Annotated in this window: 26 protein-coding genes; 20 read left to right on the top strand and 6 right to left on the bottom strand. The window is 65.8% G+C overall.

Going from position 1 to position 25,955, the window contains the following annotated elements; genetic code table 11:
* Positions 1–53 precede the first annotated feature (53 nt).
* The 7 genes from cysW to ACO6D5_RS08435 all read left to right on the top strand — a co-directional run bounded on the left by cysW (position 54) and on the right by ACO6D5_RS08435 (position 7,215).
* Positions 54–956 (top strand): sulfate ABC transporter permease subunit CysW, encoded by a 903-nt coding sequence (cysW, locus tag ACO6D5_RS08465; RefSeq protein WP_485825112.1) that lies wholly within the window; start codon positions 54–56, stop codon positions 954–956.
* A 26-nt stretch (positions 957–982) separates the two neighbouring features.
* Positions 983–2,047, top strand: a complete 1,065-nt coding sequence (locus ACO6D5_RS08460; RefSeq protein ID WP_485825111.1) for a sulfate/molybdate ABC transporter ATP-binding protein — start codon at positions 983–985, stop codon at positions 2,045–2,047.
* Positions 2,044–2,802: a phosphoadenylyl-sulfate reductase gene (locus tag ACO6D5_RS08455; RefSeq protein ID WP_485825110.1), complete on the top strand. Its 759-nt coding sequence runs from the start codon at positions 2,044–2,046 to the stop codon at positions 2,800–2,802. The genes ACO6D5_RS08460 and ACO6D5_RS08455 overlap by 4 nt, the downstream gene beginning before the upstream one ends.
* Positions 2,803–2,842: 40 nt before the next feature.
* Positions 2,843–3,751, top strand: a complete 909-nt coding sequence (gene cysD / locus ACO6D5_RS08450; RefSeq protein ID WP_088590184.1) for a sulfate adenylyltransferase subunit CysD — start codon at positions 2,843–2,845, stop codon at positions 3,749–3,751.
* A gap of 42 nt (positions 3,752–3,793) precedes the next feature.
* Positions 3,794–5,092, top strand: a complete 1,299-nt coding sequence (locus ACO6D5_RS08445; RefSeq protein WP_315529176.1) for a sulfate adenylyltransferase subunit 1 — start codon at positions 3,794–3,796, stop codon at positions 5,090–5,092.
* Between the two features lie 213 nt (positions 5,093–5,305).
* Positions 5,306–6,688: a PA0069 family radical SAM protein gene (locus ACO6D5_RS08440; RefSeq protein ID WP_485825109.1), complete on the top strand. Its 1,383-nt coding sequence runs from the start codon at positions 5,306–5,308 to the stop codon at positions 6,686–6,688.
* Positions 6,689–6,747: 59 nt separating this feature from the next.
* Positions 6,748–7,215, top strand: coding sequence for a hypothetical protein (locus ACO6D5_RS08435; RefSeq protein WP_315529178.1), 468 nt, complete (start codon positions 6,748–6,750; stop codon positions 7,213–7,215).
* A gap of 34 nt (positions 7,216–7,249) precedes the next feature.
* Here the strand turns inward: ACO6D5_RS08435 and ACO6D5_RS08430 are convergent, their stop codons facing one another.
* Complete coding sequence (locus ACO6D5_RS08430; protein WP_315529179.1) at positions 7,250–8,122, bottom strand: EamA family transporter; 873 nt, start codon at positions 8,120–8,122, stop codon at positions 7,250–7,252.
* A gap of 304 nt (positions 8,123–8,426) precedes the next feature.
* On the opposite strand from ACO6D5_RS08430, the gene rplS reads away from it, so the two are divergent.
* Positions 8,427–8,807, top strand: a complete 381-nt coding sequence (rplS, locus tag ACO6D5_RS08425; protein ID WP_006218237.1) for a 50S ribosomal protein L19 — start codon at positions 8,427–8,429, stop codon at positions 8,805–8,807.
* 123 nt (positions 8,808–8,930) lie between these two features.
* Positions 8,931–9,662: a CoA pyrophosphatase gene (locus ACO6D5_RS08420; protein WP_315529180.1), complete on the top strand. Its 732-nt coding sequence runs from the start codon at positions 8,931–8,933 to the stop codon at positions 9,660–9,662.
* An 82-nt stretch (positions 9,663–9,744) separates the two neighbouring features.
* Here the strand turns inward: ACO6D5_RS08420 and rsgA are convergent, their stop codons facing one another.
* Together rsgA and ACO6D5_RS08410 are read right to left on the bottom strand one after the other, a co-directional pair.
* Entirely contained in the window at positions 9,745–10,710 is a 966-nt protein-coding gene (gene rsgA / locus ACO6D5_RS08415) for a ribosome small subunit-dependent GTPase A (RefSeq protein ID WP_315529182.1), read from the bottom strand.
* The gene (locus tag ACO6D5_RS08410) at positions 10,707–11,957 is read right to left on the bottom strand and encodes a M48 family metallopeptidase (RefSeq protein WP_315529183.1); all 1,251 of its coding nucleotides are present in this window, start codon (positions 11,955–11,957) and stop codon (positions 10,707–10,709) included. Before ACO6D5_RS08410 ends, rsgA begins: the two co-directional genes overlap by 4 nt.
* Before the next feature lie 61 nt (positions 11,958–12,018).
* Between ACO6D5_RS08410 and orn the strand changes: the two genes are divergently transcribed.
* Together orn and ACO6D5_RS08400 are read left to right on the top strand one after the other, a co-directional pair.
* Positions 12,019–12,564, top strand: a complete 546-nt coding sequence (orn, locus tag ACO6D5_RS08405; RefSeq protein WP_315529185.1) for an oligoribonuclease — start codon at positions 12,019–12,021, stop codon at positions 12,562–12,564.
* Between the two features lie 56 nt (positions 12,565–12,620).
* Positions 12,621–13,244 carry an NAD(P)H-hydrate epimerase gene (locus tag ACO6D5_RS08400; protein ID WP_485825108.1) on the top strand — a complete coding sequence of 208 codons (624 nt, stop codon included), beginning with the start codon at positions 12,621–12,623 and terminating at the stop codon, positions 13,242–13,244.
* 10 nt (positions 13,245–13,254) lie between these two features.
* On the opposite strand, the gene paaX is transcribed toward ACO6D5_RS08400, so the two are convergent.
* Entirely contained in the window at positions 13,255–14,184 is a 930-nt protein-coding gene (gene paaX / locus ACO6D5_RS08395) for a phenylacetic acid degradation operon negative regulatory protein PaaX (RefSeq protein WP_485825107.1), read from the bottom strand.
* 172 nt (positions 14,185–14,356) lie between these two features.
* On the opposite strand from paaX, the gene paaA reads away from it, so the two are divergent.
* From paaA to paaK, 9 genes are all read left to right on the top strand, one after another.
* Positions 14,357–15,346, top strand: a complete 990-nt coding sequence (gene paaA, locus ACO6D5_RS08390; protein ID WP_315529190.1) for a 1,2-phenylacetyl-CoA epoxidase subunit PaaA — start codon at positions 14,357–14,359, stop codon at positions 15,344–15,346.
* Between the two features lie 147 nt (positions 15,347–15,493).
* Positions 15,494–15,778, top strand: a complete 285-nt coding sequence (gene paaB / locus ACO6D5_RS08385) for a 1,2-phenylacetyl-CoA epoxidase subunit PaaB (protein ID WP_006225111.1) — start codon at positions 15,494–15,496, stop codon at positions 15,776–15,778.
* Between the two features lie 14 nt (positions 15,779–15,792).
* A complete protein-coding gene (gene paaC / locus ACO6D5_RS08380; protein ID WP_485825106.1) occupies positions 15,793–16,557 on the top strand; it encodes a 1,2-phenylacetyl-CoA epoxidase subunit PaaC in 765 nt (254 codons plus the stop codon).
* Positions 16,554–17,060, top strand: a complete 507-nt coding sequence (gene paaD / locus ACO6D5_RS08375) for a 1,2-phenylacetyl-CoA epoxidase subunit PaaD (RefSeq protein ID WP_105555543.1) — start codon at positions 16,554–16,556, stop codon at positions 17,058–17,060. Before paaC ends, paaD begins: the two co-directional genes overlap by 4 nt.
* Positions 17,061–17,073: 13 nt before the next feature.
* Positions 17,074–18,162, top strand: coding sequence for a 1,2-phenylacetyl-CoA epoxidase subunit PaaE (gene paaE / locus ACO6D5_RS08370; protein ID WP_485825105.1), 1,089 nt, complete (start codon positions 17,074–17,076; stop codon positions 18,160–18,162).
* A gap of 46 nt (positions 18,163–18,208) precedes the next feature.
* Entirely contained in the window at positions 18,209–19,873 is a 1,665-nt protein-coding gene (gene paaN, locus ACO6D5_RS08365; protein ID WP_485825104.1) for a phenylacetic acid degradation protein PaaN, read from the top strand.
* A 137-nt stretch (positions 19,874–20,010) separates the two neighbouring features.
* Positions 20,011–20,799: a 2-(1,2-epoxy-1,2-dihydrophenyl)acetyl-CoA isomerase PaaG gene (paaG, locus tag ACO6D5_RS08360; RefSeq protein WP_315529197.1), complete on the top strand. Its 789-nt coding sequence runs from the start codon at positions 20,011–20,013 to the stop codon at positions 20,797–20,799.
* Positions 20,799–21,269 carry a hydroxyphenylacetyl-CoA thioesterase PaaI gene (paaI, locus tag ACO6D5_RS08355; RefSeq protein WP_006225105.1) on the top strand — a complete coding sequence of 157 codons (471 nt, stop codon included), beginning with the start codon at positions 20,799–20,801 and terminating at the stop codon, positions 21,267–21,269. The genes paaG and paaI overlap by 1 nt, the downstream gene beginning before the upstream one ends.
* Before the next feature lie 107 nt (positions 21,270–21,376).
* Complete coding sequence (gene paaK, locus ACO6D5_RS08350) at positions 21,377–22,696, top strand: phenylacetate--CoA ligase PaaK (RefSeq protein WP_315529200.1); 1,320 nt, start codon at positions 21,377–21,379, stop codon at positions 22,694–22,696.
* A 63-nt stretch (positions 22,697–22,759) separates the two neighbouring features.
* On the opposite strand, the gene ACO6D5_RS08345 is transcribed toward paaK, so the two are convergent.
* On the bottom strand, positions 22,760–24,163 hold the full coding sequence (locus ACO6D5_RS08345) for an MATE family efflux transporter (protein WP_315529202.1): 1,404 nt from the start codon (positions 24,161–24,163) through the stop codon (positions 22,760–22,762).
* Complete coding sequence (locus ACO6D5_RS08340) at positions 24,160–25,890, bottom strand: glycosyltransferase (RefSeq protein WP_315529203.1); 1,731 nt, start codon at positions 25,888–25,890, stop codon at positions 24,160–24,162. Before ACO6D5_RS08340 ends, ACO6D5_RS08345 begins: the two co-directional genes overlap by 4 nt.
* Positions 25,891–25,955 lie beyond the last annotated feature (65 nt).

The raw sequence follows: 25,955 nt of genomic DNA, 5'->3' as shown, positions 1-25,955 counted from the left end.
GTCATCAACCTGCTGCAAGGCTGGCAGGCGCGCCGCAACCTGGGGAGGCTCGCATGAGCGCATCGGATCGTCCCGCACATCTGACCGAGCCGCGCTGGGTGCGCGGCATTCTGCTGTTTATCGCGCTGGCTTTTCTGACGCTGTTTCTGCTGGTGCCGCTGGCCGCCGTGTTTGCCGAGGCGTTCAAGAAAGGCTGGCAGCTGTATCTGGACGCCATCGTCGAGCCGGATGCGTGGTCCGCCATCAAGCTGACCTTGCTGGTGGCGGCGATTGCGCTGCCCGTGAACCTGGTGTTTGGCGTGGCGGCCGCCTGGGCCATTACCAAGTTCCAGTTTCGCGGCAAGCAGTTCCTGATCACGTTGATTGATCTGCCGTTCTCGGTGTCGCCCGTGGTGGCCGGGCTGGTGTTCATTTTGCTGTTCGGCACGCAAGGCTGGTTGGGCGGCTGGTTGCAGGCCCACGACATTAAGATCGTCTACGCCGTGCCGGGAATCATCCTGGCTACGCTCTTTGTCACCTTTCCGTTTGTGGCGCGTGAGTTGATTCCGCTGATGCAGGCGCAGGGCAGCGAAGAAGAGCAGGCGGCGCTGACACTCGGCGCCAGCGGCTGGCAGATCTTCTGGCGCGTGACGCTGCCAAACATCAAGTGGGGCCTGCTGTACGGCGCCATTCTGTGCAACGCGCGTGCCATGGGCGAGTTCGGGGCGGTGTCGGTGGTATCCGGGCAGATCCGGGGGCTGACCAACACGATGACCCTGCACGTAGAGATCCTCTACAACGAATACCAGTATTCCGCGGCGTTCGCGGTGGCCTCGCTGCTGGCGTTGCTGGCGTTGGTGACGCTGGTGGCCAAGAACGTGGTCGAGTGGCGCAACGCGCGCTTCCTGCGCGCCGCCGACCTGCCGGTCGAGTATCCCGGCGCGGCGACGGCAAGCCTCAAGCCGGCTGTCGCCTGACGCGGCCGGTTCAGACGGAGACAAGCATGAGTATCGAAGTTCGCAATCTATCCAAGCAGTTCGGCCAGTTCCGCGCGCTGAACGACGTGTCGCTGCACATCGAAACGGGCGAGCTCGTAGCGCTGCTGGGGCCATCCGGATGCGGCAAGACCACGCTGCTGCGCATCATCGCGGGGCTGGAGGCCCCCGATTCCGGCAGCGTGCTGTTCGCTGGCGAAGACGCCACCTCGGTCGATGTGCGCCAGCGCCAGGTCGGATTCGTATTCCAGCACTACGCGCTGTTCAAGCACATGACGGTGTTCGAAAACGTCGCCTTCGGCCTGCGCGTGAAGCATCGCTCGCAGCGTCCTCCCGAAGACCAGATCCGGCGCAAGGTGCACGAGCTGTTGACGCTGGTGCAGCTGGACTGGCTGGCGGACCGCTATCCGGCGCAACTGTCGGGCGGCCAGCGCCAGCGCATCGCGCTGGCGCGCGCCCTGGCCGTGGAGCCGCGCGTGCTGCTGCTGGATGAGCCTTTCGGCGCGCTGGACGCCAAGGTGCGCAAGGAACTGCGGCGCTGGCTGCGCCGGCTGCACGACGAACTGAACGTGGCGAGCGTGTTCGTGACGCATGACCAGGAAGAGGCGCTGGAAGTGGCTGACCGCGTGGTGCTGATGAACGCCGGCCGCATCGAGCAGGTCGGCACGCCGCGCGAAGTCTGGGAAGGGCCGGCCACGCCGTTCGTCTACGGTTTCCTGGGCGACGTGAACCAATTGCAGGGCGTGGCCACGCGCGGGGTCTGGCAGGGTGCCGGCCTGTTGCTGCCCGCGCCGGAGCTGTCGCAGGCGGATGCCCAGCGCGCCACCGCCTACGTTCGCCCGCACGAGTTCGATATCGAGCGCTACCGGGCGGGCGGGGAGGGCATCGCGGTGCGCCTGTCGCACGCGTATCTGGCGGGGCCCAGCGCTTATCTGGAACTGGCCCGCGAGGATTCCGACGCCATCATCGAAGCGGAGGTGCCCGAGTACCTGTATCGGGAACTGGACCTGCGCGACGGCGAGGCCTTGCTGGCCCGTCCCCGTCGCGCGCGCATCTTCGCGGTGCAACCATGACCGTGATTTCCAACCGCTCTTCTGATATTGCCGCCGACGTGGATGCCGGCCTGGCCCAACGCTGGCGCGAGCTGACCGAGCGCCTGGCGCAAGTCCAGCGCCGCTACCCCGATGCGGCGCTCGCGTCCTCGCTGGCGGCCGAAGACATGGTCCTGACGCATGCCATCTACGACTCGGGCCTGGACCTGGAAGTGTTCACGCTGGATACCGGCCGGCTGCATGCCGAAACCCTGGGCGTGCTGGACGCGGTGCGGGCGCGCTACGGGCGCGGCGTCACCGTGTACCGGCCCATTGCGGCCGCGGTGGATGAGCACGTGGCGGCGCACGGCGCGTATGCCTTCTATGAAAGCGTGGAACTGCGCAAGGCCTGTTGCCAGATCCGCAAGGTCGAGCCGCTTAAGCGCGCGCTGGCCGGGCGCGGCGCCTGGGTCACTGGCCAACGCCGCCAGCAGTCAACGACGCGCGGCGAACTGCCGCTGGAAGAACACGACGCCACCTTCGGCCTTTACAAGTTCAACCCGCTGGCCGAATGGAGCGAGGAAGACGTGTGGGCCGTGATCCGCGCGCTGGACATTCCGTACAACCCCTTGCACGACCAGGGCTACCCGTCGATCGGGTGCGAACCCTGTACGCGCGCGATCCGTCCGGGCGAAGACCTGCGGGCGGGGCGCTGGTGGTGGGAGTCGTCGGACTCCAAGGAATGCGGCCTGCATGCGGGCAACCGGGTCATCAGTGTCGTGGCGCGCGGCGACTGAGGCCGGCCATGAATTCGAAATCTGTTTTAGGGGAATACCTATGTCTGCTGTGATCCAACGCAGCCACCTGGATTGGCTGGAATCGGAAGCGATATTCATCTTGCGCGAGGTCGCCGCCGAAAGCGAAAACCCCGTGCTGCTGTTTTCGGGCGGCAAGGATTCGGTGGTGCTGCTGCGCCTGGCCGAAAAAGCCTTCCGCCCCGGGCGCTTTCCGTTCCCGCTCATGCACATCGATACGGGGCATAACTTCGACGAAGTGATCGCCTTCCGCGACCAGCGCGCCGCCGAACTGGGCGAGAAGCTGATCGTGCGCAGCGTGGAAGACTCCATCAAGCGCGGCAGCGTGGTGCTGCGCCGGGAGACCGATTCGCGCAATGCGGCCCAGGCGGTGACGCTGCTGGAGGCCATCGAGGAATTCGGCTTCGATGCCTGCATCGGCGGCGCGCGACGCGACGAGGAAAAGGCGCGCGCCAAGGAACGCATCTTTTCATTCCGCGACGAATTCGGCCAATGGGACCCCAAGGCCCAGCGGCCGGAACTGTGGAACCTGTTCAACACCCGCGTGCACCGCGGCGAGAACATGCGCGTCTTCCCGATCTCGAACTGGACCGAGCTGGACGTCTGGCAATACATCCAGCGCGAACAGCTGGCGTTGCCGTCCATCTACTTCAGCCATGAACGCGACGTGGTGCGGCGCAAGGGCCTGTTGGTGCCCGTCACCCGCCTGACGCCGCCGCAGGAAGGCGAGCAGGTCGAGCGCCTGCCCGTGCGTTTCCGCACCGTGGGCGACATCTCGTGCACGTGCCCGGTGGCCTCCGACGCCGCCGACACCATCGCCATCATTGCCGAGACGGCGGTGACCGACATCACCGAGCGCGGCGCCACGCGCATGGACGACCAGACTTCGGAGGCCTCGATGGAGCGCCGCAAGAAGGAAGGCTATTTCTGAATGCAGCAACCACCGGCTCCGGTCGGTGGCAGGGGAACGCACATGAACGCATTGAACGACTCTTTTCTTTCCGGCGCCGGCAACGGGGTGCTGCGCCTGATCACGGCGGGCTCCGTCGACGACGGCAAGTCCACGCTGATCGGCCGCCTGCTGTACGACAGCAAGGGCGTGTTCGCCGACCAGCTGGACGCGATCTCGCGCGCCAAGCACAAGCGCGTGGCGGGCGACGGAATCGATTTCGCGTTGCTGACCGACGGGCTGGAAGCCGAGCGGGAGCAGGGCATCACCATCGACGTGGCCTATCGCTACTTTTCCACGCCGGCGCGCAAGTTCATCATTGCCGACGCGCCGGGCCACGAGCAGTACACGCGCAACATGGTCACGGGCGCATCGACGGCGGACGTCGCCGTCATCCTGATCGACGCCACGCGCGCGGCCGACGGCAAGCTGCTGGCGCAGACCAAGCGGCACAGCACCATCGCGCGCCTGCTGGGCATCCGGCATATCGTGGTGGCGGTCAACAAGATGGATCTGGTGGACTGGGACCGCGCCGTGTTCGAGCGCATCCGCGAGGCTTATGCCGACCTGGCGGGCAAGCTGGGCATCGCGCACTTCGATGCGCTGCCGCTGTCGGCGTTGAACGGCGACAACGTCGTCACGCTGTCGCCGAAGACGCCGTGGTACGAAGGCCAACCCTTGCTGGCGCTGCTGGAATCGCTGGACCTGGCCAGTGACGGGCGCGCGCTGCCGTTGCGTTTTCCGGTGCAGTGGGTGGCCCGCCACGATGGCGACCGCAAGGAAGATTTCCGCGGCTACGCGGGTCGCGTGGCCAGCGGCGTGGTGCGCCCGGGCGATGCCGTCACCGTGCAACCATCCGGTGTCGCGGCCGTGGTGCGCGAAGTGCGCGTCTTCGATCGCGTGCAGGATGAAGCGGTGGCGGGGGACTCGGTGACGCTGGTGCTGGACCGCGACGTGGACGTGTCGCGCGGCGATGTGATCGTGCATACGGCTGCGCCGGCGCAAGTGACGCGCGAGTTCGAAGCCGAACTGTGCTGGCTGGATGCGCAGGCCTTGAATCCCGCACGCAAGTATCTGCTGAAGTCCGGCACGCGCCTGACCTCGGCGAAGATCCGCGCGGTGCTCTCGCATCGAGACATCCACGAACTGCAGGAGGTCGAGAACACCGAAGGCACCTTGCGCATGAACGACATCGGACGCGTGACGTTCACGACGCGCGAGGCCTTGGCGGTCGATCGCTATGCCGATGTGCCGGCTACTGGAGCCTTCATCCTGATCGACGAGGCCACGCATCAGACTGCCGCGGCGGGCATGTTGCGCTGAACGCTTGAACGGGCTGGAAAACAACGGATTTCCAGCCCGGATTTTGCTGTTGTTTTTCTTCCAAATCCAATGCTGATGCGGCTCTCCGGGCGATATCGCCTGATGAAATCGATTTGTTCGGACGAGGCCTGCGTCTTGCGGTAAAGTGGGGCTGTCTTACGAAAAGGCTTTTGGTGCTTGTCAAAACCACTGTGTTTTTGTACAGTAGTTTTTATGGCACGCACCGATCATTCTTTTCCCGCCGGTTCTGGGTCCCCGGCTGCCGCCCCCGCCGCCTTGCGCGGTCGGGGTGCGGTTACTAATGTTCGGCATCGCTTTCAGCGCGATGACCGTGTCCAGGTCGACGACGGCTGGTCCGCTTCCGGTCTGCCCGCGGATTTCGTCGAGTCCGTCCCCGAATTTTCTTCCGATGCCTCGTCCCCCGCGCGGGTCATTCCGATCCTGCCGGATTCGCGCCTGGCGCCCGCCGCTCCCAAAACCACGGTCACGGCCGAAGAAGCGCGCAAGATGCTGTCGCGCAACGATTCGCCCGACATTCCCTTCGATGTGGCCGTCAATCCGTATCGGGGTTGCGAACATGGCTGCGTGTACTGCTACGCCCGGCCCACGCATTCCTACCTGGGGATGTCTCCCGGGCTGGACTTCGAAACCCGGCTGGTGGCCAAGGCCAATGCCGTACAGGCGCTCCGAGCCGAGCTCAGCCGCCCCGGCTATAAGCCGTCGCCCATCAACATCGGTTCCGCTACGGACGCCTACCAGCCCATCGAACGCGAATGGCGGCTGACCCGCGGCTTGCTCGAACTGATGCTGGAAACCCGGCATCCCCTCACCATCGTCACGAAGAACGCGCTGGTCGCCCGCGACGTGGACTTGCTGGCCGCGCTGGCCGAACAGAAGCTCGTGGTCGTCTACATGAGCATCACGTCGCTGGACGCCGGCATGGCGCGCACGCTGGAACCCCGTGCCGCCGCGCCCTGGCGCCGGCTGGAGACCGTGCGCACCCTGACCGAAGCCGGCGTGCCGGTGGGCGTGCTGGTGGCGCCGGTCATCCCGTTCATCAACGACGAATCCATGGAACACATCCTCCAGGAGTCCAAGGCGGCCGGCGCGCATTACGCCAGCTACACCGTCTTGCGCCTGCCGTGGGAGGTCAAGACCCTGTTCGAGGACTGGCTGAACGCCCATTTCCCCGACCGCGCCCAGCGCGTGCTGCACCGCATTGAAGACCTGCGCAATGGCCGCCGCAACGACCCGAATTTTGGCTCCCGCATGCGCGGCACCGGGATCTGGGCCGATCTGCTGCGCCAACGGTTCGCCGTGGCCACCCGAAAGCTTGGGCTGAACCGCCATCGCCTTGCCCTGGACTGCGACCGTTTCCAGCCGCCGCTGGCCCCGAATGCGACGCCGTCGCTGTTCGCCGCGGCCGCGTCGGGTGCGTCCGCCGCGTCCACTTCCGATTTCCAATCCCCGGTTGGCGCGCAAGCGTCTTCAGGGGTCCCCTTTTCTGATGGGTTGCCGGCAGTCAGCGGCGCAGTGGGCCGCGGTGCGCGTCAACTGCGCGCAATGGCCGCGGGCCAGTTGTCATTGTTCGATTGATTGCCGGTCGATACCGCGGTGCTCGCCGCGGCATGGAATCGTTTCTCCAAGGAGTTCCTATGAACACCGCTGATATTTCCGTCTTGTCGGACGAGCTTGCCGTTTCGCTGAACCCGCTGCGCCGTGGCGCGCATCGCGCCCGCGCGGTTTGCGCCAAGCTGGCGGGCCTGGCCATGCCCTGGACCACGTCCTCGGCCGACGCCGAGCCGCGCCATCGTGTGCGCCCGGGCTCCATGCCGGCCCGGTGGCCGTTCCCGCCGGCACCGGTGGACGAAGGCGTCGCAGGCCAGGCGGCGGCGCTGCCGGTGTCGGCGCCGACGGTTCGCCCCGCCGCGCCGATGGCGCCGGTAGTGACCAGCGTGCCCGCCGCGCCCGCCGTGCGCGAGCGCAGCCTGGGTAACGCCACGGTCGAACCCGTGACGTCCCAGGTCACCATGAAGGCCATGGTGATTGACGTGGTGATGGTGTTGGCCTGGGGGGCAATCATCCCCGGCTTGATGTGGCTGGGCGCGGCCGCCGGGTTCTGAACGGCCGGAATGCGTACCGAACGGCCGGGACGGCCTAGCTGGAACCCAGCAGGATGACGCCCGCCAGGATGGACAGGCAACCGGCAAGACGGCCGGGACCCACCTTTTCGCGCAGCAGGAACATGCCGGCCAAGGTGCCCAGCATCATGGACATTTCGCGTGCAGGGGCCACCAGGCTTAGCGGCGCGCCGTTGCGCAAGGCGTAAAGCACCAGGATGTATCCCAACGGCGACAGCAGGCCTACGGCCAGCGCCAGATGCCAGTGCCCGCGCATGGATTCCCACGCCTGAGCGCGCCGGCCCACCATGTGGGGGGTCATCATGACCGTGCGGGTCACGCAGGTGAACCAGTCGAACAGCACCGGGCTGATCAGCAACACCTTGACGCCGTAGGCGTCAACCACGGTATAGGCGGCGATGAACAGGCCGATCACCACGCCCCAGCGCACCCCTACCCAGGCCTGCGCCTGCTTGAAGATGGCCAGCCGACCCTGGGTCGCGATCAGCAGCACGCCGATCACTACGCACAGCATGCCGATGATGCCCGTGCTGGTGGCGGGTTCGCCCAACAGCAGGAAGGCGCCAGTGGTGGAAAGCAAGGGTCCCGTGCCGCGGGCGATGGGGTACACCACAGACAGGTCGGCCACCTGATAGCCGCGCTGCAGGCACAGGCTGTAGCCCAGATGCAACAAGCTGGACGTCAGGATGGCGGCCACGACGGGCCAGGTCCAGGTCATGCCGTCGTGCATCAGCACCCAGATCACCCAGGGCGCATACAGCACCGAGGCGCACAGTCCGTACGCGAAGACGAACGGGGCGCCCACCATGGCCGCGCGCTTGGCAAGCAGATTCCACGTTGCGTGGGCCATCGCCGCCAGGACGACCAATAACAGGGACGTATACGACATGAGGGAACAGCGTCAGATGACGTGTTTGTTACAGAAGTGGCAAGGGTACAGCAAAGCCACAGGAAGGTCGCCATTCTACTAGACGCTCAGGCGAATTTTTGGTGTAGAATCATTGGTTTGCCAAATCTCATCCTCTGCTTGCGGTACGAGTATTGCGCGTAGACCCTTCGGGTTGCCGGCAATACACACGCGTAGCCAGCCCCGCGGTTTGCCCCAGTGGCCCGCCCCGATGGCCAGCTTCACGTGAACAACATCGAACGGCAAAAGTTTTAGTCCGCAAAGACATGATGATCTAGGAGTTCTAATGAACCTTATCGCTATCCTGGAACAGGAAGAAATTGCCCGTCTGACCGGCGGCCAAGCCAAGCCTGAATTTGCTCCTGGTGACACCGTCATCGTGAGCGTGAACGTCGTTGAAGGCACCCGCAAGCGCGTGCAGGCTTTCGAAGGCGTTGTCATCGCCAAGCGCAACCGCGGCCTGAACTCCGCGTTCACCGTGCGCAAGATTTCGTCGGGTGAAGCCGTGGAACGTACGTTCCAGCTGTACTCGCCGCAAATCGCCGGCATCGAAGTCAAGCGCCGCGGCGACGTGCGCCGCGCCAAGCTGTACTACCTGCGCAACCGCTCGGGCAAGTCGGCGCGTATCAAGGAAAAGCTGGTCAGCAAGCAAGCCTCGGCGGCTTGATCGCTTATCGGCACACGGCCCTACCAGTGTCGGACGTCCGCGCCATTCAGCGTTTCCGTCCGGCACAGGTTTCCGGGTTAAAAAGGCACCTGCGAGGGTGCCTTTTTCTTTTTGCAAAGCCGAATGTCTGATTCCTCGTATTCCGCGCGGCCCAGAAGGCCGCTCGCTCGTCCCGGTTTCGACCCCGCGACGCAACCGTGGGTGGTGGCCAACGAGTCCTTGCCGGCCGTGCCCGCCAGCCTGCTGACCCCGGATTCTCTACGGGGCACGCTCAGCCAGCCGTCCACCTGGACGCTGGAGCTTTCGCGTGACAACGATCTGCGCTATCCAGGCCGCGAAGGCACGCCCGTGCCCGCCGCCGTGTTGATTCCGCTGGTCACCCGCGAGAGCGGCGTGCACATCATGCTGACTCAGCGCGCCGCGCATCTGCATGACCATGCCGGCCAGATCAGTTTTCCCGGCGGGCGCATCGAAACCAGCGATTCGACACCTGTGGCCGCGGCCCTGCGCGAGGCGCAGGAGGAAACGGGCTTGCCCGCCAATCATGTGGAAGTGCTGGGCAGCATGCCGCCGTACCTGACGGCGACGGGTTTTTCGATCATTCCCGTGGTGTCGCTGGTGCGCCCGGGTTTCGACTTGGCACCCGACGCGTTCGAGGTGGCGGAAGTGTTCGAAGTGCCGCTGTCCTTCCTGATGGACCCCGCCAACCATCGCCTGTACGAAGCGCGGTTGGACGACGGGCGGGTACGCAACTATTACGGCATGCCTTACGGCGACCATTTCATCTGGGGCGCCACCGCCGGCATGCTGCGCAATCTCTATCACCTGGTGCGCAACGGATTGCAGCCGCGCTGACTGCGCCAATTCCTGCACGCCCGCATGAAAAACGGCCCCTGATCGGGGCCGTTTTTCATGCGGGCGGATCTTGCGCCGTCGTTCAGTAACGCTGTTGCCCGGCCAGGTTCTCTTCCAGGATGCGCTCGTACAGCGCATAGCGCAGCGGATTGATCTGGCCTGCCTGTAATGCTGCCAGCACGCCGCAGCCCGGCTCTTGCCGGTGCGTGCAGTTGTAGAAGCGGCATGCTTCGATGGGCTGCGTGAACTCCGGGAAGCCGCGGATGATGTCTTCGCGGGTCAGGTGCTGCAAGCCGAATGCCTGGAATCCCGGCGAGTCGATCAGGTCGCCGCCCGGCGCGGGCAGATGATAAAGCCGCGTGCTGGTCGTGGTGTGCTTGCCCATGTCCAGCGCGGTGGAGTGTTCGCGCGTGGCCGCGCCGGCGCTGGGGATCAGCGCATTGAGCAGCGTGGATTTGCCCATGCCGCTTTGGCCCAGCAGCAGGTTGGTACGGCCGGCCAGGTGCGGCGCCAGCAGGGAATGGACCTTGTCGGGCTCCAGCGCGCTGAGTTCAATGACGGGCACGCCCAGGGCCGCAATGGGCGCCAGGCGCGCACGCGCAGCCGGCAACTCATCGACCAGATCGGTCTTGTTCAGGATGATGAGCGGCGAAATGCCTGCGCTCCAGGCTCCGGCAAGCGCCCGGCCGGTGAGGTCGTCCGAGAAGGTCGGGCGCACGGCGATCACGATCAGCAACTGGTCCACGTTGGAGGCGAACTGCTTGGAGCGCATGTCGTCCGAGCGGTACAGCAGGTTGCTGCGGGGCAGGATGGTGTCGATGGCGCCTTCGTCGTTGCCCTGCGGCGTGATCTGCACGCGGTCGCCCACGGCGGCGCCGGCTTTCTTGCCGCGAGGGAAGCACTTGCGGGTCGAGCCATCGGCCAGTTCCACGGTGTAGTGGCGTCCGTGCGCCGCGATGATGCGGCCTTCGAGCCCGACCGCTGCGGCCGGGGCGCCCGCCGGCGCCTGGTTGGGCGGCTTCTTGCTGCTGTTGTTGCGGGCGTTCATGCGGCGCCCGCCATCAGGTGGCGGATGCGCTCGGCGGCGGGGGGATGGCTGTCGTAGAAGGCGGAGTGCACGGGGTCGGGGGTCAGCGTAGCGGCGTTGTCGTCGTAGAGTTTGACCAGCGCGGAGACCAGGCGTTCCGGCGAACTCTGCTCGGCCGCGTAGCGGTCGGCTTCGAATTCGTCGCGGCGCGAGTACCAGCTGGCCAGCGGCGTGAACATGAAAGTGAAAACAGGAATGACCAGGAAGAACAGCAGCAAGGCCATGGCATCGTTGCGTCCGCCCAATTGCGGCATGACGCCCAGGTCCACATAGAACCAGGGCTGTTGGGCGACCCAGCCCAGGATGGCAAAAAAGGCCAATGCCATCCCGAAACTGAAAATGATGCGCTTGATGATGTGGCGCTTGGCGAAATGGCCTAGTTCATGGGCCAGCACGGCCTCGATCTCGTCGCCGTTCAAGCGGGCCAGCAGGGTGTCGAAAAACACGATGCGGCGCGACCGGCCGAAGCCCGTGAAATAGGCGTTGCCGTGGGCGGAGCGGCGCGAGCCGTCCATCACGAACAGGCCATTGAGCGAAAAACCGCAGCGTTGCGCCAGGCGCTGGATGCGTCCCGCTAGGTCCGGGTCGGACAGCGGGGTGAACTTGTTGAACAGCGGCGCGATGAACATCGGGTAGACGATCAGAAGCGCCAGGTTGAACACGGTCCAAAGCGCCCAGGCCCAGATCCACCAGTAGGCGCCTGCGCTGCCCATCAGCCACAGCACCGCGGCGGCCAGCGGCAAGCCCAGCACGGCGGCCACCAGCAGGCCCTTGGCGGTATCGGCGATGAAGAGCTCGGGCGTCATGCGGTTGAATCCGAAGCGCGCTTCCAGCTTGAACTGGCGCCATAACGTGAACGGCAACCCCAGCACGCCCAGCAGCAATGCGACGGCGACCAGCAGCAGCATCTGGCGCAGGAAGTCGTTGCTGGTAAGCTGGCCTACCAGCAGGTCGATGAACTGCAGTCCGCCCATCAGCGTCAGGCACACCAGCAGGATCGCGTCGTAGGTGCGTTCCAGCATCCCCAGCTTGACGCGCGCCACCGTGTAATCGGCCGCACGCTGGTGGCTGGACAGCCCGATCCGGTGGGAGAATTCCGCAGGCACCTGGTCGCGGTTGCGTACGACGTGGCGGATCTGGCGTGTCGCCAGCCACAGGCGCACGGCAATATCGGTCAGCAGGAAAGCAACGAACAGCAATGTGAACATGGGCGAAGCGGTCGGCTCAAGAAGGGATGTGCGAAAATCGCGCGTTTTATAGGCAAATTATATGGCTGTGAACGAAAATCGCCTGGTTTGGCTCGACATGGAAATGACGGGCCTGGAACCTGAGAAAGAACGCATCATCGAGGTAGCCGTCGTGGTGACGGAGCCGGATCTGACGGTCGTGGCCGAAGGCCCTGTGCTGGTGATCCACCAGCCCGACAGCCTGCTTGACGCCATGGATAACTGGAACAAGTCCACCCACGGCAAGAGCGGCCTGATCGACAAGGTCAAGGCATCGACGGTGTCCGAGGCGCAGGCAGAGGATACGCTGTTGGCGTTCCTTGTGCAGCATGTCCCGGCCGGTAAATCGCCGCTGTGCGGCAACACCATCAGCCAGGACCGCCGCTTCATGTTTGCTTACATGCCGCGCCTGGAACAGTTCTTCCACTACCGCAACCTGGATGTCAGCACGCTGAAGGAACTGGCGCGCCGCTGGGCCCCGGCCGTGTACAAGGGTTTCGAAAAGAAAAGCCGCCACGAAGCGCTGGCGGACATCTACGAATCCATCGACGAGCTCAAGTACTACCGCGAGCACTTCCTGAAGGTGTAAGCGGCGGTCCGGGCCGCGGCGTAAACTGGGTATGACCCATTCGCCGCGCCTTCGCCATGCCGTCTTATCCCGTCGCTCAGATTCGCCGCGCCGAACAGCTTGCCCTGGCTTCCGGCCGGGCGCTGATGCCCCTGGCGGGCCGGGCTGCAGCCGAGTTCATCGCTGCCCGTTTTCCTCCCGACCATACCGTTCTGGCGCTGGCCGGCCCTGGCAATAACGGGGGCGACGCGCTGGAGGCGGCCACACGCCTGCTTGCCTTGGGGTTCGCGGTGCGGGTGTTGCTGCCATCGGACCCGGTCCGGCTGCCCCCCGACGCCGCCCGTGCCTGGTCCGGCTGGCTCGCCGCCGGCGGGCAGGCGCAGTCGGCGCTCACTCCCGGTGACATCCCCGATATCGTCATTGACGGCTTGTTCGGCATCGGATTGAACCGGACGCTGGACGCGGACTGGCAGGCGCTGGTCGATACCGTCAATAGCTGGAATGTGCCGGTGCTGGCCCTGGATGTGCCCAGCGGGATCGACGCCGACACCGGTGCGGCGCTGGGGCGGCCGATCCAGGCGAACTGGACGCTGTCCTTCATTGCCGCCACGGCCGGGCTGAGCCGCCCGGGACCCGGCCAGATCGCGGCCGGTGAACGCCATGTCGATACGCTGGGCGTGACCCTGTCGCCGGACGCCTGACGCCGGCCGTTCAGCCCGGCCGGCCGCCGAAGCGCGCCGCGATGTCTCCCGCCAGCGGCGCATACCGTTCGTTGTCCTGCCCGGCCAGCGCGTCCAGGTGCGTTTCCGACGCGTCGAACACCTTCCAGTAGATCCGCCCGCATAGTTCGCGCGCGGCGTGGCCGGGCCAGTTGTCGGGCAGCATCGGGCCGGGCAGTTGGGGATCGTGCAGGACGATCCGGCGCCAATTGTGCAGCAGCATGACGCGCACGACGAACGCCTCGGACGGCGAGGGCGGTTCTTCCAGCAGCTTTTCCAGCGGGCCGAAGTTGCGCGAGAACTGGCGGTATTGCTCGGCCACGTCGTCCAGGTTCCAGCATTGCGAGGCCAGGCTGGCGATGGGCAGGCCGCCCGCGCCGGCCAGGTCGCGCGCCGACAGCACCAGCGCCCGGTCCGGAATGCCCAGCTTTTCAAGGATGTCGTGCGCCGCCCGCGCCTCGGTATGCGGATGGGCGAACAGCCCGGGCGCGATCATGCCGAAGCCTTCCCAGACCAGTTCGCGGCGCAATTCCGCCCGCTCGGCCAGGCCGTTGCCGGTGCGGGGCAGCGCCACCAGCGTCCATTCCCCGTTCCAGTCTTGCGCCGCGCCCTCGTAGATGCGCTGCGAGGCGTGCGCGGTATGGCGCAGCCCTTGTTCGGAAATCAGGTAGAGGCTGCGGCGCCCATGGCGTTCGGACTGCAGCCAGTTCTGGGCGACCAGGCGGAAGACGCTGGTGCGCAGCAGCCGCTCGTTGATGCCCAGCGGCGCCAGCAGCGCGATCAGGTCGCCCAGCCAGATGGCGCCGCCATGGGGGGCGAGCGCGTCCCCCAGCAAGCTGACGCACAGGGATTTGGCGCGGGGCGGATCGCTTTTCAATAAGCGGGACAGGAAGCGGTCCAGGGGCGACTGAGGGTTTGCCATAAGGGGGGCCGCAAGCGGCCGATATCGGGATCCGCAATATGATACATAAATCCAATGTGATACAGATTTGAGTTTGACAATGGTTTTTTTGTATTAAATAATCCGCCTATGACATGACGGCACTGCGGAACGTTTGCTTTGCGTTTTCGCAAACCGTCTCTAGGAGACAAACATGTACGCTCAACTCGTCGAAACCGGCGTCAAGCAGGTCAAGACCGCGGACCAGCTTGAAGGCCGCGACCAGACGTTCCAGCGCCGCATTGACGACGGCGTGCGCATCGAGGCCAAGGACTGGATGCCGGACGCCTACCGCAAGACGCTGGTCCGCCAGATCTCGCAGCACGCGCACTCGGAAATCGTCGGGATGCTGCCCGAAGGCAACTGGATCACCCGCGCGCCATCGCTCAAGCGCAAGGCCATCCTCCTGGCCAAGGTGCAGGACGAAGCCGGCCATGGGCTGTACCTGTACAGCGCCGCGGAGACGCTGGGCGTGTCGCGCGACGACCTGATCGACGACCTGCATGCCGGCCGCGCCAAGTACTCCAGCATCTTCAATTACCCCACGCTCAGCTGGGCCGACATCGGCATGATCGGCTGGCTGGTCGACGGCTCGGCCATCATCAACCAGATCCCCCTGTGCCGCTGTTCCTACGGCCCGTATGCGCGGGCCATGGTGCGCGTCTGTAAGGAGGAGTCCTTCCATCAGCGCCAGGGCTACGACCTGCTGATGCAGATGTGCCTGCACGGCACGCCCGAACAGAAGGCGATGGTTCAGGACTCGCTGAACCGCTGGTGGTGGCCCGCGCTGATGATGTTCGGCCCGTCGGACGCCGACTCGCCCAACAGCGCCCAGTCCATGGCGTGGAAGATCAAGCTCTTCTCGAATGACGAGCTGCGCCAGAAGATGGTCGACCAGACCGTGCCGCAGGCCGAATACCTGGGACTGACGGTGCCGGATCCCGAACTGAAGTGGAACGCCGAGCGCGGCCACTATGACTTCGGCGAGATCGACTGGAGCGAGTTCTATGCGGTGCTCAAGGGCAATGGCCCTTGCAACCGGGAACGCCTGGCCGCGCGCGTCAAGGCGCACGAAGACGGCGCCTGGGTGCGCGACGCGCTCGTCGCCTACGCGGACAAGCAGGCGCAGCGCAAGGCCGCCTGATGAACTCGACCCCGAAGCGCCGCGCGCCGCCCCTTCGACGGGGCGCGATTGCGCCGGGGCGTCGATAGCCGAGTTTCCGGGTTCATTCTTCCAACCATTGCAGACCAGGGCGCGCGGTGCGCGCCCCGCATTCCAAGGACATCCATCATGAGCAAAGACTGGCCTTTGTGGGAAGTATTCATCCGCAGCCAGCACGGCCTGGCGCACAAGCACGTCGGCAGCCTGCACGCGTCGGACGCCGAAATGGCGATCAACCACGCCCGCGACGTTTATACGCGCCGCAACGAGGGCCTGAGCATCTGGGTCGTGCGCGCCTCCGATATCTCGGCCAGCAGCCCTGGCGACAAGGAGCCGCTGTTCGAACCGGCCAACAGCAAGGTCTACCGGCATCCCACGTTTTTCCCGATGCCCGAAGAAATCAAGCACATGTAAGGCGGCGGGGAGACATGGACAAGACTTTGTTTGAATACCTGCTGCGCCTCGGCGATTCGTCGCTGATCCTGTCGCAGCGCCTGGGCGCCTGGACGGGCCATGGCCCGATCCTGGAAGAAGACCTTGCGCTGACCAACACGGCGCTGGACCTGCTGGGCCAGGCCCGCATGTGGCTGACGCTGGCGGGCGAAGTCGAAGGCGCCGGCCGCGACGAAGACGCGCTGGCCTACCACCGCGACGCGCACCAGTTCCACAACGTGCTGCTGGTCGAACGCGACAACGGCAACTACGCCGACACCATGGCGCGCCAGTTCCTGTTCGACGTGTGGCACTACTTCCTCTTGCAGCGCCTGGAGCAGTCCTCGGACGAACGCGTGGCCGCCATCGCCGCCAAGTCGATCAAGGAAGTGACCTATCACGTGCGCCGCTCGTCGGACATGGTGGTCCGCCTGGGCGACGGCACGGCAGAAAGCCACGCGAAGATGCAGGCCGCCATCGACGACGCCTGGCGCTTCACCGGCGAACTGTTCGCCGACGACGCCGTGGATCAAGACGTGGCCGCCCGCGGCATCGGCTGCGAGCTGGGCGCCTTGCGCCAGCCGTGGCTTGCCCACGTGCGCGAGGTGCTGGAAGAAGCCACGCTGACCGTGCCGGACGAAACCGCCGCCAACCATCTGGCCTATCGTGGCGGGCGGCAGGGCAAGCACACCGAAGCACTGGGCTACGTGCTGGCGGAAATGCAGTACCTGCCGCGCGCCTATCCAGGAGCCACGTGGTGAACGCGCTGGCGCCCATTTCCGCCGACCAGGTCTACGCCTGGCTGCAAGAGGTTCCCGATCCGGAGATCCCCGTGCTGTCCGTGGTGGACCTGGGCGTGGTGCGCGACGTGTCCTGGGACGGCGATGCCTGTGTCGTGGTCATCACACCCACGTACTCGGGCTGCCCGGCCATGCGCGAGATCACGCAGGACATCCAGCAGACGCTGGCGCGCCACGGCATCGACGAGGTCCGTGTCGAAACCCGTCTGGCGCCCGCCTGGACGACCGACTGGATGAGCGAGAAGGGGCGTGAAGCGCTCAAGGGCTACGGCATCGCCGCGCCCGCCGAACGCGCCATCGACATCTCGGGCATCAGCCGCCGCGCCGCCGCACCCGCCATCGCCTGCCCGCGCTGCGGCTCGCGCGACACGCGGATGGTCAGCAACTTCGGGTCCACGTCATGCAAGGCGCTGTACCGCTGCGTCGCTTGCCGCGAACCCTTCGATTATTTCAAGACTCACTGAGAGCGGTTTCGAGATGAGCCAGAACCAATTTCATTCCTTGAAGGTGGCCTCGGTGGCGCGCAATACGCGCGATGCCGTCGTCGTGACCTTCGATCTGCCGGACACGCTGACCGAGGAATTCGCTTTCCTGCCTGGCCAGTACCTGACCCTGCGCACCCAGCTGAACGGCGAAGAACTGCGCCGCTCGTATTCGATCTGTTCGGCGCCGCACGACAAGCTGTTGCGCGTGGCGATCAAGAAAGTGGACGAGGGCACGTTCTCCAGCTGGGCCAACCAGGAGTTGCAGCCCGGCCAGACGCTGGAAGTCATGGCGCCGGCGGGCAACTTCACGGTCGATTTCTCGCCCGAGAACAAGCGCCACTACGTGGCCTTTGCCGTGGGCAGCGGCATCACGCCGGTGTTCTCGCTGGTCAAGACCGCGCTGTCCACCGAACCGGGCAGCAAGTTCACGCTGTTCTTCGGCAACCGCGCGTCGTCGGCGGTGCTCTTTCGTGAAGAGATCGAAGACCTGAAGAACCTGTACATGGACCGCTTCTCGCTGGTCTACGTGATGAGCCGCGAGTCGCAAGACATCGAACTGTTCAACGGCCGCCTGGACGGCGACAAGGTCGACCAGCTGATGTCCGCCTGGATGAGCCCCGAGGATATCGATTACGCTTTTGTCTGTGGGCCGCAGACCATGACGGAAAGCGTGGTCGAGCGCCTGCAGGCCCGCGGTATTCCGAAGTCGAACATCAAGTTCGAGCTGTTCGGCGCGCCCAAGGGGCCGCGCGCGCTGCGCACCGGCCACGAGGCCCGCCAGGCGCCCGGCAAGGGCCAGTGCGAAGTCACCGTGGTGCAGGACGGCCACAGCCGCAAGTTCGTCATTGAAAAGAATAAAGACAGCGTGCTGGACTCGGCGCTGGCGCAAGGGATCGAGTTGCCGTATTCGTGCAAGGGCGGGGTGTGCTCCACCTGCCGTTGCAAAGTGGTCGAGGGCGAAGTGGACATGGACGCCAACTTCGCCCTGGAAGACTACGAAGTGGCGCGCGGTTTCGTCCTGAGTTGCCAGAGCTTCCCGGTCAGCGACCGCCTGGTCATCGACTTCGACCAGGAAACCTGACCCGGCGCGCGCCAGGCAGACATACCTAATTCATTGGAGAGACACAGTGTCCCAGAAATTCTTCGAACGCCATCAGCCCCTGCTGGAACAATCCCTGGCGGCCGCCGCGCTGCGCGGCTACTGGAGCCCCTTTGCCGAATCGCCCAGCCCCCGCAACTATGGTGAAACCGCCAACGACGACGGCCGTGCGGCCTTCGAAGCGCTCAAGGGCAAGCCGTTCCCGCTGAACCTGCATGACGCCGACGGCACCGTGGGCGGCGAAAAATCGCCCTACGGTTTCGACCTGGGCATCACGTATCCGCACGTGCCCGTCGACAAGCTGATCGCCGCCTCCAAGCGCGCCCTGGACGACTGGCGCCGCGCGGGTCCGCAGGCGTGGGTGGGCGTGTCGCTGGAGATCCTGGCGCGCCTGAACAAGCTCAGCTTCGAGATCGCCTACGCGGTCCAGCACACTACCGGCCAGGGCTTCATGATGGCCTTCCAGGCCGGCGGCCCGCACGCGCAGGACCGCGGCTTCGAGGCCGTGACCTACGCCTGGCAGGAAATGTCGCGCATTCCCGGCGTGGCCATCTGGGAAAAGCCGCAGGGCAAGAACGACCCGATCCGCATGGAAAAGCAGTTCACCGTGGTGCCGCGCGGCGTCGCACTGGTGATCGGCTGCTCGACCTTCCCGACCTGGAATGGCTACCCCGGCATGTTCGCCAGCCTGGCCACCGGCAACACGGTCATCGTGAAGCCGCACCCTGGCGCGATCCTGCCGTTGGCCATTACCGTCAAGGTGGCGCGCGAAGTGCTGCAGGAAGCGGGCTTCGACCCCGATGTCGTGCTGCTGGCCGCGCACGAAGCCGGCGACGACACCGCGCAGAAGCTGGCGCTGGACCCGGCCGTCAAGATCGTCGACTTCACCGGCAGCACCGCCAACGGCGACTGGCTGGAAAATAACGCCCGCCAGGCGCTGGTCTACACCGAGAAGGCCGGCGTCAACCAGGTCATCATCGATTCCACCGCCGACCTGAAGGGCGTGGCGCGCAACCTGGCGTTCTCGCTGGCCCTGTACTCCGGCCAGATGTGCACGGCGCCGCAGAACATCTACGTGCCGCGCGACGGCATCAACACGCCGGAAGGCCGCGTCAGCTTCGAAGACGTCGCCGCCGCTCTGGGCGTGGCGCTTGAGAAGGTCAGCGCCGACGCCGCGAAGGCTGTCGAACTGACCGGCGCGATCCAGAACGAAGGCATCGTCGAGCGCATCGATCGCGCCCGCGCGCTCGGCCTGCCGGTGGTGGCCGACAGCAAGACGCTCGTGCACCCGCAGTTCGAAAACGCCCGCGTCCGCACGCCGCTGCTGCTGCGCACGGAAGCCGGCAACGCCGCCATCGCCCAGGAATGGTTCGGACCCATCGCGTTCGTGGTGGCCACGGATTCCACCGCCCACAGCATCCAGCTGGCGCGCGACAGCGTCATCCAGCACGGCGCCCTGTCCCTGTCCGCCTACACGACGGATGCGCAGGTGGCCGAACAAGTGCAGGACGCGGCCGAAGTGTCCGGCGTGTCGCTGTCGCTCAACTTGACGGGCGCGGTGTTCGTCAATCAGACCGCGGCCTTCAGCGACTTCCATGGCACCGGCGCCAACCCGGCCGCCAATGCAGCGCTGTCCGACGCGGCTTTCGTGTCGAACCGCTTCCGCGTGGTGCAAACCCGCCGTCATGTTTGATCCCACCCCCGAAGCGCTGCGCGCTTCCCCCTCCTGGGGGCGCCGCAGCGGACCGGCAGAGCCGGCTCCGCGCGGCCTCGGTTGGGCGTTACGCAAAATCTCTGATGCGAGTGACGTGCCCGCAATGGATAACTGACATGAGCTACCAAGACATCCAATTCGACCTGTCCGACGGTATCGCGCGCCTGACGCTGAACCGACCGGACAAGCTGAACAGCTTCACCGCCAATATGCATGGCGAAGTGGCCGACGCGTTGACGCGCGTTGAAACCGAAGGCGCGCGCGTCCTGGTCCTGACCGGCGCGGGCCGCGGCTTTTGCGCGGGGCAGGATCTGAGCGAGCGCAAGCCCGCCGAAGACGGCACGCCGCCTGACCTGGGCGAAACCGTCGACAAGTTCTACGGTCCGCTGGTGCGCCGCCTGAATGCCTTGCCGATGCCTGTCGTGGTGGGCGTGAACGGTGTGGCGGCCGGCGCGGGCGCCAACCTGGCGTTCGCCGGCGATATCGTCATCGCCCGCGCTTCGGCCAACTTCATCCAGTCGTTCTGCCGCTTGGGGCTGATTCCGGACACCGGGGGCACCTTCGTGCTGCCGCGCCTGGTCGGCCGCGCGCGCGCCATGGGCCTGGCGATGCTGGGCGACAAGCTCAGCGCCAAGCAGGCCGAAGAATGGGGCTTGATCTGGCAATGCGTGGCGGACGAGGAATTCGACGCCACGCTGGACCGACTGGCCAAGCACTTCTCCACCGCGCCCACCAAGGGCCTGGCGTTCACCAAGCGGGCCATGCAGGCCAGCCTGGGCAACGACCTGTCCACGCAGCTGGACCTGGAACGCGACATGATGCGCGAACTGGGCCGCAGCGCGGATTACGCCGAAGGCGTGGCCGCCTTCCTCGGCAAGCGCGAACCGCAATTCAAGGGGCAATGATGAACGCGCACGTTCCCGCTGTTGAAGTGCCGGCTGATCCCCAGGAACTGGCTCAGGCCGTCGGCACCGTGATGTACGCAGGTGACGCGGCCTCGCAAGGCCTGGACATGAAAGTCGAGGAAATGGCGCCCGGCTACGCGCGCCTGACGATGCGCGTGCGCGCCGACATGTTGAACGGGCACAAGACCTGCCACGGCGGCTTCATTTTCGCCCTGGCCGACAGCGCCTTCGCGTTTTCGTGCAATTCGCGCAATGTCAGCACGGTGGCGTCCGGCTGCACCATCGATTACCTGGCGCCGGGCTTCGAAGGCGATCTGTTGACGGCGGTGGCCCAGGAGCGTTCCCTGGCTGGCCGCACGGGCGTGTACGACGTGACGGTGACCAACCAGGATGGCCGTAATGTCGCGCTGTTTCGCGGGCGCTCTTATCGCATCAAAGGTCAGATCGTCGGCGTTCCCGCCGACGCGTAAGGCAACCTACCAAAGACAAGGCCGCCGCCAGGGCGGCGCGCGCCCGGGGTCCAGGCCCCCGTCGTCGCCCCGGCCGGCGTAAAGAGAATTTCAGGAGAGAGATAACCATGTCCAACACCATGAGCAAGCCGGGGCTGGACCCCATCGAGCATGCCAGCGAGGATGAGCTTCGCGCGTTGCAGCTGCAGCGTTTGAAGTGGACGCTCAAACATGCCTACGAGAACGTCGCGCACTACAAGAAGGCGTTTGACGAAGCGGGCGTGCATCCGGACGATCTGAAGCAGCTGTCCGATATTTCGAAGTTCCCGTTCACGACGAAGAAGGAACTGCGCGAGAACTATCCTTTCGGCATGTTCGCGGTTCCGCGTGAACGGATCTCGCGTATTCATGCGTCCAGCGGCACGACGGGCAAGCCGACGGTGGTGGGCTACACCAAGGGCGATCTGGACAACTGGGCCAATCTGGTTGCGCGTTCGATTCGCGCGGCCGGTGGCAAGCCCGGCGATACGGTGCACGTGGCCTATGGCTACGGCTTGTTCACGGGCGGCCTGGGCGCGCATTACGGTGCCGAGCGCCTGGGCTGCACCGTCATCCCGATGTCGGGCGGGCAGACCGAAAAGCAGGTGCAGCTGATCAGCGATTTCCGTCCGGACATCATCATGGTCACGCCCTCCTATTTCTGCAATATTCTGGAAGAACAGCGCCGCCAGGGCATTGATCCGCGTCAAAGTTCGCTGCGCATCGGCATCTTCGGCGCCGAGCCCTGGACGGGGCAGATGCGTGCCGACATCGAGACCGAAGCCGGCATCGACGCCGTGGACATCTACGGCCTGTCCGAAGTGATGGGGCCGGGCGTGGCCAGCGAATGCGTCGAGACCAAGGATGGCCCGGTGGTCTGGGAAGACCATTTCTACGCCGAAATCATCAACCCGGATACGGGCGAGCCCGTGGCCGACGGCGAACCGGGGGAACTGGTGTTCACGTCGCTGACCAAGGAAGCGATGCCCATCATCCGCTACCGTACGCGCGACCTGACCCGCCTGTTGCCGCCGACCGCGCGCAGCATGCGCCGCATCGGCAAGATCACCGGCCGCAGCGACGACATGCTGATCGTGCGTGGCGTGAACATGTTCCCGACGCAGGTCGAAGAACTGGTACTGAAGATTGCCCAGTTGGCGCCGCACTATCAGCTGGTGCTGTCGCGCACGGGCAATATGGACGAGCTGGAGATCCTGACCGAAGTGCGCGCCGAGTTCTCGGGCCTGTCGGACGCCGAGCGCAATGATCTGGGCCGCCAGTTGCAGCATGCCGTGAAGACGCATATCGGCGTCAGCGCGCGCATCCAGGTGTCGGATTCCGGGCATGTGGAACGCACGCTTACCGGCAAGGCGCGCCGCGTGATCGACAAGCGGCCGAAAGTAGTCTGACCCCACGGTCGGAAACAAGAAAGGCAGCCCTCAGGCTGCCTTTTTTTCTTTGCTTTCGGGGCGTTACGGCTGTGCCATGGTTCGCACGATCCGCCGATACCAGAAGTGCAGCAGGGCGGCGGACAGGGCCAGGCCGACCATCGCCATCAGCCACATGCTGCCCGCCCCGACCGGCGAGCCCGGCACGAGGATATTGCGGACGCCGTCCAGACCGCCTTTGCCGGGGCCGAAGCCGAACCACCAGCCGCCCACCAGGCCGACGCCGGCCAGCGCCACCACCTGCAGCAGCAACGGCACCACCGCGACCTTGTAGGCGCGCAGCAGGTAGGAGTTGATGCACTGCATGGAATCGAACAGGTGGAACAGCGGCAGCACCGCCAGCAGGGTTGTGGCGACGGCCGCCACGCCGGCGTCGTCGGTGTAGGCGGCCAGGATGAGCGGGCGGCCCGCCAGCAGCACGGCCGCCGTCAACAGCGCGCCGATCAAGCCCAGCGCCAGCCCGGCCATGCCGGTGCGGTGCGCATGGGCCAGGTTGCCGGCGCCGATCGCCTGCGCGGTCAGGGCGGCGGTGGCCACGCCCAGCGCCATCGGCATCATGTAGCACAGCGCGGCCAGGTTCGACATGATCTGGTGCCCACCGGTCACGAACGTGCCTTCGCGGGCGACGAGCAAGGCCATGAACGTGAAGGCCGACACTTCCACGAGGTACGAGCCGCCCATGGGGATGCCCAGGCGCAGCAGCTCCTTCAGCGTCTTCCAGTCGGGCTTGCCGATCCGCAGCTGGAAGCGGCGGTAGAAGCGGTCATGGGTGATCACCCACAGGCCCAGCCCCAGGCTCATCCACGACACCAGCGCGGTCGCCAGGCCGGCACCGGTGGCGCCCATGGCGGGCAAGCCAAGCTTGCCGTAGATGAACAACCAGTTGAAGAAGGCCTTGAAGCCGATGGCCGACAGGTTGATCGCCATGACCAGCTTCGGGCGTGACACCGAGGTGCCCAGCGCATAGATGGTACGGAACACCAGCGCGGCAGGCAGGGCAAGCGCCAGCGCCTGGAGGTAAGAGCCGATGCGCTCGCGCACGGCGGGCGCGACCTCGCCGGACATCGACAGCCAGACGTCCGGGAACAGCATCAGGATCGCGCCCACCCCCGACAGGCCCAGCGCCAGCCAGACGCCCTGGCCCCAGCTGCGGCCGACTTCCAGGTTGTTGCCGGCGCCGTAGTGCTGGGCCAGGATGGGAATCAAGGCGTGGACCACGCCCATCAGGCCCACGAAAACGGTGATGTAGATCGAGGCGGACAAGGCCATCGCGGCCAGATCGCTGGCGCTGGAGTGGCCGGTCATGGCGGTGTCCAGCACGCCGAACGAGATGCCGGCCCATTGGCTGATCAGCACGGGCCAGGCCTGCTTGGCGATGCCGCGCAGGGTGGCGCCGAAGGACATCGGCGCCGCGTTCACGGAACTCATCGGTTAGCGCCGACCCGAAGCAGGCGGAATACTTCCTGCCGGTCGGCGCGGCGGCCGCCCTGCCACAGCACGTCGGCGCCATCGCTATACGCGGCGGTGTTGTCGCGCAGGCTCTGGTTGCTGGTCTGCTGCAGGATCAGCGTGCACTTCGCATCGAACGTGAAGCTCAGGTTATTGAAGATCAGGAACGAGGCGCGCTGGCCGCTGCCCAGGCTCAAGCCGCGGACACATTCGCCGGGGCGCGTGTGCTGCGCCAGCGCCTGGGCCAGTTGACCCGAGACGGTGCGGTAGCTGCGGGCATAGTCCACGGCGGGCTGCCACAGCAGCACCAGCAGGATCCACGTCACGGTCAGGCCGCCGGCCGACAGCACGGTGCCGCGCCACAGGGCTTGCGGACGTACGCGCAGGCGCCAGACGACCAGCGCGATCCAGGCCACCGTGAAGATGACTGCCAGCGTGAAGGCGGTCCACGAAATCACGGGTTCATAGCCCGTCGTCTGGCGGGCGATGTTGCGGGAGATCTGGGCCGGCCAGCTGAAGTGCAGCGCCACCCAGCCCAGCCAGGCGGTGGCGGCCGTCAGTGAAAAGCACATGACGGCGAACCAGTCCAGCGTGTTGACGACGCCACGGCGCAGGGTCGGCAGCGAGAACGCGCCCAGCACGGCGCACGGCACCGCCATCAGCACATATTCGGAATCGGTGGCCTCTTCCAGGCCGAACAGCACCAGGGCCGAGCATGCCAGCAGCATCAGCGGCAGCCAGATATGGGGCGCATAGATCCATGCGCGCCAGCGCCAGACGGCCAGCAGCGCCAGCGGCCAGGTCGGCCACAGGTACCAGGGCAGGTCGCGCAGCGTGCGGCCCATATCGTGCCACGACGGCCAGGCGAAGGACGCCAGGTTCCAGGTCTTCCAGTTGCGGATCCAGTACTGGCTGCTTTCGCTGGCCGGAATCCACCAAGCCAGGATCAGCGCGACGGTCACCAGCGTGGCCCACGGCAGCCAGCGCTTGCGCTTCCACAGTTGGCTGCGGGGGTAGAAAGCCAGCAGGGCGCCGATCATGATGGGCGCCGCGCCCACCCAGCCGCGGGTCAGGAAACTGGCCGCCAGGGCGATGCCCAGCGTGGTGGTGCCGGACACGGGGCGGTCGACGCTGCGCGCCAGCGAATAGAAAGCCAGCGCCTGGCACGCCATGATGGCGGGCACGACGGTGGTCTCGTGGGTGCGCTGCAGGATGCCTACGGTGGCCAGCAGCAGCAGCAGGGCCGCGTCCGCCAGCATGCGGCCGTAGTCGCGGGGGGCGGGTTCGCCGCCGAAGGGCAGGGCAAGCGGTTGGGCTTCAGCGCGGCGGCCCAGCAGATAGGTGCCGTACCAGACGCTCATCGCGGTGATGCCGAACCACAGCAGGTTGGGCAGGCGTCCGGCGGTGATGTCGCCGACGAAGGGGCCGAACAGCCAGATGCTGGCCGCGCCCACCCACGTGATCAGCGGCCCTTCCTCGGCATGCGCCAGCAGACCCACTTGCGGCAGTAGCCAGGTGATGCCGCCTTCGCGGATCGCCGTGATCATGGTCGCCAATCCGACCGCATCGTCCGTTTTCCACGGGTCGCGCATGAACAGGCCGGCCACGATATAGGCCAGCGACAAGCCCAGCAGAATCAATCTGGGGAGCTTTGCGGTGGCCACGGACGTGAGCCGGGCCGGAGTGGAAAGAGAAAGTGGGGACACGGGCGTTAATGTAACCGAGTGGTCTGGTTGCGCCAGCCCCCAGCGCGCAACAAGCCGGCTAGGGG

This window comes from Achromobacter sp. (genome assembly GCF_057314935.1).
Note: the sequence above shows the minus strand (reverse complement) of the source record. Positions and strands in the feature narration are given on the sequence as shown.

Coding starts and splice junctions, on each gene's coding strand:
- cysW (WP_485825112.1), top strand. CDS start 54: ATGAGCGCATCGGATCGTCCCGCACATCTGACCGAGCCGCGCTGGGTG.
- ACO6D5_RS08460 (WP_485825111.1), top strand. CDS start 983: ATGAGTATCGAAGTTCGCAATCTATCCAAGCAGTTCGGCCAGTTCCGC.
- ACO6D5_RS08455 (WP_485825110.1), top strand. CDS start 2,044: ATGACCGTGATTTCCAACCGCTCTTCTGATATTGCCGCCGACGTGGAT.
- cysD (WP_088590184.1), top strand. CDS start 2,843: ATGTCTGCTGTGATCCAACGCAGCCACCTGGATTGGCTGGAATCGGAA.
- ACO6D5_RS08445 (WP_315529176.1), top strand. CDS start 3,794: ATGAACGCATTGAACGACTCTTTTCTTTCCGGCGCCGGCAACGGGGTG.
- ACO6D5_RS08440 (WP_485825109.1), top strand. CDS start 5,306: ATGGCACGCACCGATCATTCTTTTCCCGCCGGTTCTGGGTCCCCGGCT.
- ACO6D5_RS08435 (WP_315529178.1), top strand. CDS start 6,748: ATGAACACCGCTGATATTTCCGTCTTGTCGGACGAGCTTGCCGTTTCG.
- ACO6D5_RS08430 (WP_315529179.1), bottom strand. CDS start 8,122: ATGTCGTATACGTCCCTGTTATTGGTCGTCCTGGCGGCGATGGCCCAC.
- rplS (WP_006218237.1), top strand. CDS start 8,427: ATGAACCTTATCGCTATCCTGGAACAGGAAGAAATTGCCCGTCTGACC.
- ACO6D5_RS08420 (WP_315529180.1), top strand. CDS start 8,931: ATGTCTGATTCCTCGTATTCCGCGCGGCCCAGAAGGCCGCTCGCTCGT.
- rsgA (WP_315529182.1), bottom strand. CDS start 10,710: ATGAACGCCCGCAACAACAGCAGCAAGAAGCCGCCCAACCAGGCGCCG.
- ACO6D5_RS08410 (WP_315529183.1), bottom strand. CDS start 11,957: ATGTTCACATTGCTGTTCGTTGCTTTCCTGCTGACCGATATTGCCGTG.
- orn (WP_315529185.1), top strand. CDS start 12,019: ATGGCTGTGAACGAAAATCGCCTGGTTTGGCTCGACATGGAAATGACG.
- ACO6D5_RS08400 (WP_485825108.1), top strand. CDS start 12,621: ATGCCGTCTTATCCCGTCGCTCAGATTCGCCGCGCCGAACAGCTTGCC.
- paaX (WP_485825107.1), bottom strand. CDS start 14,184: ATGGCAAACCCTCAGTCGCCCCTGGACCGCTTCCTGTCCCGCTTATTG.
- paaA (WP_315529190.1), top strand. CDS start 14,357: ATGTACGCTCAACTCGTCGAAACCGGCGTCAAGCAGGTCAAGACCGCG.
- paaB (WP_006225111.1), top strand. CDS start 15,494: ATGAGCAAAGACTGGCCTTTGTGGGAAGTATTCATCCGCAGCCAGCAC.
- paaC (WP_485825106.1), top strand. CDS start 15,793: ATGGACAAGACTTTGTTTGAATACCTGCTGCGCCTCGGCGATTCGTCG.
- paaE (WP_485825105.1), top strand. CDS start 17,074: ATGAGCCAGAACCAATTTCATTCCTTGAAGGTGGCCTCGGTGGCGCGC.
- paaG (WP_315529197.1), top strand. CDS start 20,011: ATGAGCTACCAAGACATCCAATTCGACCTGTCCGACGGTATCGCGCGC.
- paaI (WP_006225105.1), top strand. CDS start 20,799: ATGAACGCGCACGTTCCCGCTGTTGAAGTGCCGGCTGATCCCCAGGAA.
- paaK (WP_315529200.1), top strand. CDS start 21,377: ATGTCCAACACCATGAGCAAGCCGGGGCTGGACCCCATCGAGCATGCC.
- ACO6D5_RS08345 (WP_315529202.1), bottom strand. CDS start 24,163: ATGAGTTCCGTGAACGCGGCGCCGATGTCCTTCGGCGCCACCCTGCGC.